Source organism: Halalkalibacter akibai JCM 9157, assembly GCF_000513135.1.
In the GTDB taxonomy this organism is placed as follows: domain Bacteria; phylum Bacillota; class Bacilli; order Bacillales; family Bacillaceae_D; genus Halalkalibacter; species Halalkalibacter akibai.
The window spans coordinates 1-9983 of record NZ_BAUV01000081.1 but is presented as its reverse complement, the minus strand read 5'-3'; the positions used below and the strand labels follow the sequence as shown (position 1 = coordinate 9983).

The window sequence follows — 9983 nt, the reverse complement described above, 5'->3', positions numbered from 1 at the left end:
TACATTATGTAAGGTTTTTCAAAAATATAATCAGAGGCAAAAATAACGAACAAGACCAAAATAATTATAGTTGGAATCAAAAGAATCCAATAACGTTTGTCTTTAAAAGTGTTAAAACTCCACATATAATCCCCCCTATACCAGCATGTGATTTTTAAACTAAAGATATCCATTTATTATACAACACTATTCAACTAACCCCGTTAGTAAAAAAGCGACTGCTCTAATTGAACAATCGCCACCCGTTACTTCAATAAATGTAAAAGAAAAATACATAAGTTACCACTGATACAGAGAGAATTGAATACTTTACTGATTCTCTCTTATTTTCTGCATGAAAGAACATTATTACTAAGCTCAATAAAATGAGCATAAATCCAATAACAGTTGTCACAGAACTACTGACAATTAACCCTCCGTATGCGATGGCTGAACCAATTACAAATAAAAGCACTTTGGGTTTCTTCATGTCCGCTAACATTTCTTTTTTTTCGTCCTTGTTACGTTTTTTATAGTCCTTATAAAATAAAAATATTAAAAGGATATAAAGTGCTGTCATAAAAATATAGTCTGCGATAAATAACACCTCCAATGCCTATATGGTACTTATTGCTTTGGACAATAACTGCTCTTTTGCGAACGCTCACCGTTAGCTGAAGAACAAACTATAAAGAACGAGGACTGTCGGGAAGAGTATTGGCAAGAATTATATAGATAAGTAAATTAACGGGTAAAAATAATACAAAAATTAGTCTTACAAAAAAAGAAGATATACCAAAAAACTCAGCTATTCCTCCACAAACACCAGATATTGATTTATCTATTGATGACTTTCTTAATTTTCTATTTTTCAAATGTATTTCCCCTCACCTTCATTTCACCATGATAACCCATACTTTTTATTGAAGTCTCCTGCCCGTTAGCTGAACAAGCCTCACTCTTACATAACCATATTATTGCATAATTTGATTTAATTTCATCATTAAAGAGTTAGAAGTTCTCACTTATCCTTTTTTCAGATTCTCATACTCTTCCTCAAAACACATGAGCCAATAGCCAAGATCATCCTCCTTACAAACTGCATGTCTCTCGCCTTGTAAGCCATCCCCGTTAAAATGAAAAGCACTTACCCTTTCTATACCAACCTCTGGATCGACATAACGATACACCATCAGCACATTCGATTGTTGCTCCTTGTTCTTCTTCACAACCAACTTATTAAGAAAAGATATTCTATCGTTTGACTCAATATTTTGAATCCCAATCACATTATGAGGTACATACCCTTCCTCCGTTTCGGAGAAAAGTTTATCAAGAGTATCTTCATCCTTGTTCCACTGATTTTCTCGCTCTAAGTGTAATGCCAGAGACACATAGCTTTCCTTATCAATTCTGCTATCCCATTTCCATAGAGAGAGATCCATCGGCCTTGATCTACCTCTGACTTTATCAAACTTCGAATCTTCTACAAACGCATCAAATCCGAGCAGTTCACCCAAATTTGCAAAGTAATCAATTTCTCTCTTCGTGAACATGGAACGATTATGTAGAGTGGTCAAATTCAATCTTCTATAGTTGCGGACATATCCTTCAAAAAATTGGATTAAGTCAAAATGCTGTTTATCCATTGTTCCCCCCCCTTTCATTGTGAGCCTTATTTTCTTGTTCTAATAATTGAACTTCTTCTGTCTTAGGATATTTAGCTCCAAAATAGTATGAATAAAAACCCCATGCTGTTTGAACATCGGAGATTGATTCATTGAACAATTCTGCCTGTTCTTTATAACTACTATAAATGTCAGGGTTCTCCAAAACTAACACCATAAGCCTTGGTAAAAGTAAAAAAGGTTTAGCCTCAGATACTTGCTTTCCAGTTCTAACAAAACCTTTACTAATCTCTTCTATAATGCCATATTTAACCAGAAATTTGAGCTTATTACATGTTCCAGTATAAGATAGTCCATACAATTCAGATATTTTCTTCTTTGATAATTTGCAAACCTGCTTATTGTCTTCATGATCTGCCAAAATATCAAGCAACTTCTTATAACTAACCATTGTTTCCTCTATCTTTTTTATTGAGTCTGTACTCATTTCTTTCGCCTCCCCAATATAGTAAAAAGTGTTCTTGCACAGTTGCAGAACACTCTCTTGCTTGATAACATTTTAAATATAAAAAATTCATCTTTGCAATTATGCATCTTTCAACATGTCTTGTTTAATTAACAGGTATCCACTGGCTCATTATAATAAATTCATTTTCAATTTTCTATTGACAACCAGAATGTCTATCCATGCCAATTACCAGTATTCTTATATAAAGTAATGAAAGGGTAGTTATCTTCTTCACCTGTATAGGGCAAAGTGTCAGTAAAAATCCATACTGAATCACCTTTATCAATCATTGTTTCTATTTCATGATCATCAGCGTAAGGACTACTATTCCAATTTTCTAAAAATAACTCTTCCCAATTATCTTTAATGGTGCATTTATTGAAAGATATTGAGCTTGTTCAAATAATGTTCCTTCTTCATTATTTATATCCTTATATTCCTCTATTACATCCCATATTTCTTCAGCAGATAGATTATCGTAAAAATTTAGAGACCAGTTAATTCCCTTTGCATAAACATAGTCAGAGCTACCCATATAGTCATCAAAAATATATTTTCTTAGCTTTTCCTTTAAAAGTTCCATTTCTTCAAGAAGAATACTATCATCATTCTGAGACGTTGATAGTGAGTCATTGTTAATACCTGTAACCTTCTCTTCCTCGGCTTCTTTTTCAATGGATTCCTTTCCTGGTAAGGAATCTTTTACTATTGAGAATTCATTTAGCTTTTCATTATGATCTTGAGATTCAACAGGAAGAGCCTCTGAGGAACACCCAATTAGTAGTATAAAAGATAGCAAAAGTGTTCCGAATAAATAATATTGTGACATTTTATATCTCCTAATAAAATTAATTGTCGATAGAGATTGTGTTTCATAGAACTCAACAAACATTCCTTGATAAAAAGAGCATTTTAATGACCATCTTATCTAATTGTTTAACAAAATCTATTTGATAAACTTATGCTACCAGAGTCATCTATTGGTCTTTTATGAAAGCCAAACTTTTTATAAAATCACATATTATTAGCAAGTCTACCCTCTGATAAGGAAAAAGCATTGGAGGTTTAGTATGAAGGTAACTATAAATCATCAACTAAAAAAAGATCAGTAATCTATAAATTAGTTCTGTATTATTAAATAGTTACTTGAAAGTTTATTCAGTTAAAGCCTCCGATAGTTGAAGAACTAAAGCTCTTTCTTCATTGAAACAACTTTAATATTTATACCATTTGGTTTATGTACAACTTCTTCATCATAAATATCATAACCTATGGAACTATAAAGCTGTATATTCTTAGGTACTGTCATGCGAACTTTACATAATATTGTAGTTACATCCGCTTTATTTGCATATTCCTCTAAAGATTTTAATATCTTTTTTGCAATGCCTTTTCCTTGCTTTTCAGGAATAACTGACAAACGATAAAAATATAAACCCTCGTCTTTTAATTGAAATCGCACCATACCAACTGGATTATTTTCTTCAAAAGCAATCAATGCTTTTTCCCCTTTTTCTAAAGCGACTGAAACTAACTGAACAGTTTCTTTTAACGCACTCGACGGTGGGGTTTCATTTTTATACTCCATAAATGCCTTAATCATTAAATCATGAATTATTGGTGCATCAGAAGATATTGCAGATTTTATAACCATGTCTACTCCTCACTTTTGTAACTATATACTTTCAGGTAAATGTTGTTTGTACATTTCTAATGCATCTGTATGCGTTTTTAAAACAGTTATAGTTTTTAAATTGGGCTTTACAAATATAACAGAATAGTCTTTTTCATCAAATTGCTCATTTACTGAGAAAGCTAATTTTTCTTCATCTATTGAAAATTGGGCATCTACACCAGTTTTATTTCCACGAGCATCTAATCGTAACCATTTATTTTGAGATTTTAAATAAACAGCATTTAAAGCATGAAGTGAATATCCTTTTTCTGGGGTATCAAACAACATCAATCGTTGATAACAGAAGCCTGATTCAAAAGCTACTTTTGCTTTTTCAATTTCCGTTTGCGATGTGTTAAAAAGTTTCTCCGCTTTTGCTTTAATTTTAGGATGTGAATAATTTACTTCATCCAATTCAATTAAATAATCATCTAATTTTTCGGACTCACAAATCATCTTCATCTAATATTCAACTCCTTTATTGTATAATAATATATACGTATAAATATTTATACATAGGTATTATTATACAATTAAAGACGGGAGATTATATGGAAAAATGTTTATTGTTTAACTTTTTTGCCCTTTAGTTGAATAATCTTTGTTATCATTTTAACATAAAATCCCAAAAGAACTTTAATGAAACATAAGTTAAATAACATCTGAAGTAATAGGTAATATAAAACAGCTTTTATCCAGTGGATCAACTCTCCTCAACATTCATGTTCTTGCTGAAATAGACACTCGATCTCAATCCACTGATTTTTAATGTGGTTCCAATGATATTCAGCAATACAGGCTCTTTCCCTCAACGAATTTACTTTGCTCATGACGAATCTATGAGAAACAAAGAATTCCTCTCTATAATGGATAAAACCTGGCTTTCTTCTTGAACGTTCTATCATGAAAACGAATATAGATTCTGTGCCTACATGGTACTCTAAGAATTGATATTCAATCTCCCATAAATGACCTATAAATATATTCTCAACAACCTCCATCGGCGTTCTCCACATTTTATACGCTACTGGTCGAGTATCAACAATAATTGCCTCTTTCTGCTTTTCAAACTCTTCAAATACACCTCCTTCCACCCCAATTACCCACTTACTTTGTGCTTTGTATATTTTCATAGAATCTCACCTTTTAAATTTACTTTTTTGATAGATAAGTTGTTTTGTGGTTAAAATGCGATAGAGGATTTTCAAATAAGTCCAGATAACAAAAAGCTAAAACATGACGTGTGCGGGAATGCTCTTCGATGATGTTCCCAGAACACTTAGAGAGATTAACAAAATTTCAAAATAGAACAACAAGAGCTTTAAGGGTTGGTACTGTTACTATAGATTATTAAAACATGATCTATTTGTTTGTTTCATATTGGGAAAGTAGCTTGTATAGAACGATATGTGGCATTGTTAATAAAATGCTATTAATGAAGAAAATTAAGTTGGGGATAAACACTGAAACTTTATTTATCAGTATAGCTTGTTTCATATCTGTTTAGCTTTCAAAAAGCTCTTTCCAACAGGCATATAAAACGTGATATTCTTGGTTGTCTATATTGTGCATGTGACAAACTTTATTACGAATTTTTACTGTGTGATATAGGTTAGCTATTGTATCTCTTTTGAAATTAGATTTGGTCGAAGGTAAGGAGTCAATTAAAGTTATTACGTGGAAAAATGAAAGTTTTTCGTACGTTAGATGATAGCTAAGTTGACTATTAATTAACAGATCACGAAGATAGTTTTCAATGTCATATAACAACTTATAAGCATCAAGTAGCCTTTCGGGGATTTCATAATGGGATATTATAGGAATAGTATTTATCATCTTCCACACCCCTCTAAGCTGATATACTTTGAGATTCCTTAGATTTTTCTGATATCCATTTAAGAATATAGATTTCCTCAACCGTTAAGACTCTATTTAACTTTTCTTCAAGTTCTTTCTTTAATTCATTAACAATTATCAAACTTATCATCTCCTTTTTATTATAATAGATCCTAACTGTGTTATTCTCCAACAGATTGTTACAAAATATGACAGTTAATTTATTTAACTCATCGATTGAATGAAGCCCAAAAGGAGAGTAGAATATTATATCATACGCTACTCTCCTTACTGTTAATGTAAAATTCATTATTTATTTCTCTTTTTCATTTTCCTTTTTCTTTTTATCAAATACCTTTTTATACGTTTCTCTTACGCTATCAGCAGACTTTTCTTCAATAAAATATGCTATGGCCGCTTCACATAGGGCATACGTGCCTGCTGTAGCAATAACACCTGAAATCACATTTCCTGCAATTGGAATAAACTTTACTAACTGACGAGCCACTTGTCTTAACGCCAAACCTGCGACTACGTTTACTCCTAACGCACTAAAAAACTCAATTACTCCCTTTTGGTCAATTTTCTTTCCACCAATCAAAGCAATAGTAGTAACCATTGCTGTCTGTAATCCTGTAATTACAGGAAGATCCGAACCAGGAATAGGATTTGCACCAATAAGCCCTGTAACTCCTGCAACACTCGCTCCAATTTTTCGGGCTACCTTTTTCTGCACCGTTCTTATCTTTGCTAACCTTGCAATTACTACTTGGGCTTCATTGGGTAATTGTTCAATTAAATAATCTAATAAAGTATCCACATTCCATCTTATATCGTAACTAATTTTATTATTCTCAAATTCAAGATAACAACAAATTGGTATAACCTTAACAGGAATTGAAACTACGTCACGTAATTTAGTTGATAAAATCTCAATTGAATCAGCTATATTTTTTTGTTTTACTGGGTGGTCAAATGGTGGAATATCAGGTTTTTTGGGACTTAATTCATCAACTTGTGTCACAGCACCGATTATCGGTACATTATAATCATGTTGTGACTCAATATGATTCTTTAGTTCTAATAATTGCCCCAAATCTTCATCTATTCTTGCACTCACTTCTTTAGCCTTACACAAAAATAAAATTGCATCAGGACACTTTTCTTTTATTGAAGCCTTAACTTCCTCTAACGCAGAAGACTGTGATATTTCTTCTTCTGGTTTATCGGCTTCACCTAACCCTCTTGTATCAAGTATTTCAAGGCTTCCTAAGTCTGATTTATAAGTATGCCATTTACCCATACCTGTTGTTGCTTTTACATCGCCAATTTCTGCTCGCATTTCACTAAAGATAGCATTTATCAAACTTGATTTACCCGCTCCCCTTCGACCCACAATGGCTATTCGAGCAGGTCTTGCATCTAATGTAAACGATTTTAGATTATTAATTTCTTCGTTCACTTTACCTTTTATTTTTTGGGGTATTCTCGAATTCATTAATGCTTCATAAATAGAATGAAGTAATTCATCAATCTGTTGACTATTTTGACCATCCTGACTATTATTCATTATACTAACCCACCTTCTATCAAAATGGTAAACAAATCCCATATTAATTATTCCATTAACAAATGCCTTTGTCTACTAAACTATTAATACATGATATTAATTAATTCAGTAAGTGGTTTTTTTAATAGAAATTTTCAGAACTTTAGCCAAACATGCCTTTATATGCTCTAATGTATTCTAATGCCTTTTTATTCAATTTTGTCATTTTTGTATCACCCGCCCAATGAGTTGTTTTCCCTGGTAAAGGTTTGTTACTACTGTTTTTCCGTAATGATTTCTTATTAAAATTCTCTTCAGGCATCTTAATCACCCACTTCCTTTTTTTACATTATTAAATAGGATTAAATCTATCAATTTTAAGTAGTTACCAATTTAATAAGATTGATAATGAGGATATTTGCTTATTGCCGATTTTAAAGCAAATGATAACCCCTCTCTTTTTTCTCTACGTTTAATATATGCCTCTATTGCCTCTTTTGAAGGTGCTTGGTAATTTGATAATGTTTCAAATAAGCTATGGGCCGCACCATCGACACATTCAAAAATAAAAGAATCTGAATATCTGGTGTATAATTTTAAAAGGTTAAAGTAGTTGTGATGTGCTTGTCCTCCTTTATTCCTTAGAGTGATTTGTTCCGCTTCAAAGTCTATGTCAAACTCTGCAAATTCTCCAATCATCTCATTGTATGGCGTAATAATGGGAGGATCAGATACCTTTTCTCCCTTACCTTCATGTGCTTTGTTACATGCTATACATGAAGAAATTAAATTTAATGGGTTCATTGCTAAGAATGGATATTTTGATTTAGGAAGAAAATGTTCAATATTATTATTTGATATTGACCTTGTAGTATCAATATCACAGTAAGGACAAACAGCTAACTTATTATCAGTTCTAAAGTTTCTATGAAATGATGATCTATTATAATTATCTCCTGAAATAGTAGACCAAATTATATCGTCTGTAAAAAAGTTACTGTAATAAAAATCTATAAAGATTAGTCTATAAAATTCATCTACTATCTTATAATCTACATCATAGTTACCATTTTTAATTTTTGCATTTTGTTCTAAGTATGTTTGATACATATCTTCTACATAATCGAGCGTGCAATTTGTCACTATAATATATATAATATCCTCTAATTTTCTTCCAGATATAGTTCTTTGCATAATATGGGTAAATAACCTTTTTTGTTTTTCAGATGCTTCCGTAAAAATAGATGTATTTTTCCAAATCTCTTTACTTTTTAAGGGCAGTTTGATTCTTCCAGTTCTTATTTCCGTAGTAATATCACGAATCATGTTAAAGACGGGTATTGTCACTTCCGCCTCAAATTTCCGAAGATACATTTCGTTTATATCATTCTTAATTTTCCACATCAGTATTGTTTCCTTGTTTCTTTAATAGAATATTAAAGAGTTTAAACTTAGTATAGGACTCACCTAAGTAGTCTATAATTTCCTCTAACTCTTTTCCACTTGCATTCTTAACCTTCTTCCACAAAATGTCCTCTACATAGTTAGCCCTTTTTGAATTCGCAAAAAACATATTACTAATTTCAACTTCATTAGCCAAAAACGTATTAATTGTTGGATCAGGATTCATAAATTTTTTTTCGTTTGCAAATAGAATATTTTCTGGGAAGACTGTATTAATAAAAGAGTAACTATGAGTCGAAATGAGAAAATGCACCTTAAACTTACTGAACAGCATCTGGAGCATAGTGATAATTTGTTTTGTCCAAGAAGGATTTAAGTGTAATTCAGGTTCTTCAATGATGATTAATGCATTGTCTTCAATTGAAGACAGCAAGGATAGAATTCTAATAAAGAACATCTTTTCACCAGAACTCATATTTTCTAATGCAATGAATTCTCCATCTTTCTCAAAAGCTAAATCATTCATATAAATTAACTCATTTTGTTCAAATTTAAAGAAATCTTCATAGTTATCCTCACTAACTTCAACCCAACCATTGTCATCTATAGCATACTCTTTGATTAGATTTTCTAACTCTTTATATTGTTGAATCATTGCTTTATCTTCATCAGTAAAATAATCTTCATCTTGATCCTCTTGTGATGCAAAAAAAAGTTCATGATGCGGATAGGTTTCAAGACGCTTACGAACTAAAAGTTTATTTATAAATTTAAAGCTCAAGAAATTCAATAATTCATCTACTATATCTGAATTGTTTTTATATGTTTCTAAAAAACGATATATTCCTTTTGAAAGTGACTTAAATTCATAGTGATTTGAGCCATATATTTTAGATATATCATAACTATCAACTATTCTATCTCCTATAAAATTAGGCTGTCGGTCTACAGGGTATTCTCCATGCAATGAAAACACAGATGTAATTATCCTTGATGGTAAGAATTTTTTAATCTCTTCGTATGTGACATTATTAGTAATGTGCTTTTGGTGGGCTTTCACTACATAACCTCTTTGTGGGTGTAATTCAAGAATTAAAGATTTAGATAAGAAGCCTTCGACAAAAATAAATAAATTTCTTTCTTCTTTCTCAATATTGACTTTATACAACTCATTATTTCGTTCTATGATATATCTTAGTGTAAAATCTGATTTAATACGGTCATGATACCTCTGAAGATTATGAAAGATATTTGCCACAAAACTCATTAGTGTAGTTTTGCCATTACCGTTCTCTCCTACCAAGATAGTAAAGTTATTATTACTAAAATATTCATAGAAGTGATCAGGATAACCTCTTTCTGGCACAAAAAATACTTCGCAGTCCTCTAATAGCTTATAATTAT

Annotated in this window: 13 protein-coding genes; all 13 read right to left on the bottom strand. The window is 31.4% G+C overall.

Going from position 1 to position 9983, the window contains the following annotated elements:
• Positions 1 to 250: 250 nt before the first annotated feature.
• A complete protein-coding gene (locus JCM9157_RS21980; protein WP_148296942.1) occupies positions 251 to 481 on the bottom strand; it encodes a hypothetical protein in 231 nt (76 codons plus the stop codon).
• Positions 482 to 665: 184 nt separating this feature from the next.
• Positions 666 to 854, bottom strand: a complete 189-nt coding sequence (locus JCM9157_RS24255; RefSeq protein ID WP_081734289.1) for a PspC domain-containing protein — start codon at positions 852 to 854, stop codon at positions 666 to 668.
• Positions 855 to 1004: 150 nt separating this feature from the next.
• On the bottom strand, positions 1005 to 1628 hold the full coding sequence (locus tag JCM9157_RS21975) for a hypothetical protein (protein WP_035668397.1): 624 nt from the start codon (positions 1626 to 1628) through the stop codon (positions 1005 to 1007).
• On the bottom strand, positions 1621 to 2094 hold the full coding sequence (locus JCM9157_RS21970; protein ID WP_035668395.1) for a hypothetical protein: 474 nt from the start codon (positions 2092 to 2094) through the stop codon (positions 1621 to 1623). The genes JCM9157_RS21975 and JCM9157_RS21970 overlap by 8 nt, the downstream gene beginning before the upstream one ends.
• A gap of 358 nt (positions 2095 to 2452) precedes the next feature.
• Positions 2453 to 2944 (bottom strand): hypothetical protein, encoded by a 492-nt coding sequence (locus JCM9157_RS21965; protein ID WP_035668393.1) that lies wholly within the window; start codon positions 2942 to 2944, stop codon positions 2453 to 2455.
• A 357-nt stretch (positions 2945 to 3301) separates the two neighbouring features.
• Positions 3302 to 3769, bottom strand: a complete 468-nt coding sequence (locus JCM9157_RS21960) for a GNAT family N-acetyltransferase (protein WP_035668391.1) — start codon at positions 3767 to 3769, stop codon at positions 3302 to 3304.
• Between the two features lie 21 nt (positions 3770 to 3790).
• Entirely contained in the window at positions 3791 to 4252 is a 462-nt protein-coding gene (locus JCM9157_RS21955) for a hypothetical protein (protein WP_035668390.1), read from the bottom strand.
• Between the two features lie 251 nt (positions 4253 to 4503).
• Positions 4504 to 4923: a hypothetical protein gene (locus JCM9157_RS21950; RefSeq protein ID WP_035668388.1), complete on the bottom strand. Its 420-nt coding sequence runs from the start codon at positions 4921 to 4923 to the stop codon at positions 4504 to 4506.
• Positions 4924 to 5639: 716 nt separating this feature from the next.
• Positions 5640 to 5936: a hypothetical protein gene (locus tag JCM9157_RS21940; protein ID WP_035668383.1), complete on the bottom strand. Its 297-nt coding sequence runs from the start codon at positions 5934 to 5936 to the stop codon at positions 5640 to 5642.
• Positions 5937 to 5939: 3 nt separating this feature from the next.
• Entirely contained in the window at positions 5940 to 7196 is a 1257-nt protein-coding gene (locus tag JCM9157_RS21935; protein ID WP_035668381.1) for a GTPase family protein, read from the bottom strand.
• A 142-nt stretch (positions 7197 to 7338) separates the two neighbouring features.
• Positions 7339 to 7497, bottom strand: coding sequence for a hypothetical protein (locus tag JCM9157_RS24770; RefSeq protein WP_156321513.1), 159 nt, complete (start codon positions 7495 to 7497; stop codon positions 7339 to 7341).
• A gap of 71 nt (positions 7498 to 7568) precedes the next feature.
• On the bottom strand, positions 7569 to 8579 hold the full coding sequence (locus tag JCM9157_RS21930; protein ID WP_035668379.1) for an HNH endonuclease family protein: 1011 nt from the start codon (positions 8577 to 8579) through the stop codon (positions 7569 to 7571).
• A partial coding sequence (locus tag JCM9157_RS21925) for an AAA family ATPase (protein WP_035668378.1) occupies positions 8566 to 9983 on the bottom strand: 1418 nt, incomplete at its 5' end. The genes JCM9157_RS21925 and JCM9157_RS21930, both read right to left, overlap by 14 nt.

Excerpts from the sequence above, each read along its gene's own strand:
- JCM9157_RS21980 (WP_148296942.1), bottom strand. The coding sequence starts at position 481 with ATGTTAGCGGACATGAAGAAACCCAAAGTGCTTTTATTTGTAATTGGT.
- JCM9157_RS21975 (WP_035668397.1), bottom strand. The coding sequence starts at position 1,628 with ATGGATAAACAGCATTTTGACTTAATCCAATTTTTTGAAGGATATGTC.
- JCM9157_RS21970 (WP_035668395.1), bottom strand. The coding sequence starts at position 2,094 with ATGAGTACAGACTCAATAAAAAAGATAGAGGAAACAATGGTTAGTTAT.
- JCM9157_RS21965 (WP_035668393.1), bottom strand. The coding sequence starts at position 2,944 with ATGTCACAATATTATTTATTCGGAACACTTTTGCTATCTTTTATACTA.
- JCM9157_RS21960 (WP_035668391.1), bottom strand. The coding sequence starts at position 3,769 with ATGGTTATAAAATCTGCAATATCTTCTGATGCACCAATAATTCATGAT.
- JCM9157_RS21955 (WP_035668390.1), bottom strand. The coding sequence starts at position 4,252 with ATGAAGATGATTTGTGAGTCCGAAAAATTAGATGATTATTTAATTGAA.
- JCM9157_RS21950 (WP_035668388.1), bottom strand. The coding sequence starts at position 4,923 with ATGAAAATATACAAAGCACAAAGTAAGTGGGTAATTGGGGTGGAAGGA.
- JCM9157_RS21940 (WP_035668383.1), bottom strand. The coding sequence starts at position 5,936 with ATGAATTTTACATTAACAGTAAGGAGAGTAGCGTATGATATAATATTC.
- JCM9157_RS21935 (WP_035668381.1), bottom strand. The coding sequence starts at position 7,196 with ATGAATAATAGTCAGGATGGTCAAAATAGTCAACAGATTGATGAATTA.
- JCM9157_RS24770 (WP_156321513.1), bottom strand. The coding sequence starts at position 7,497 with ATGCCTGAAGAGAATTTTAATAAGAAATCATTACGGAAAAACAGTAGT.
- JCM9157_RS21930 (WP_035668379.1), bottom strand. The coding sequence starts at position 8,579 with ATGTGGAAAATTAAGAATGATATAAACGAAATGTATCTTCGGAAATTT.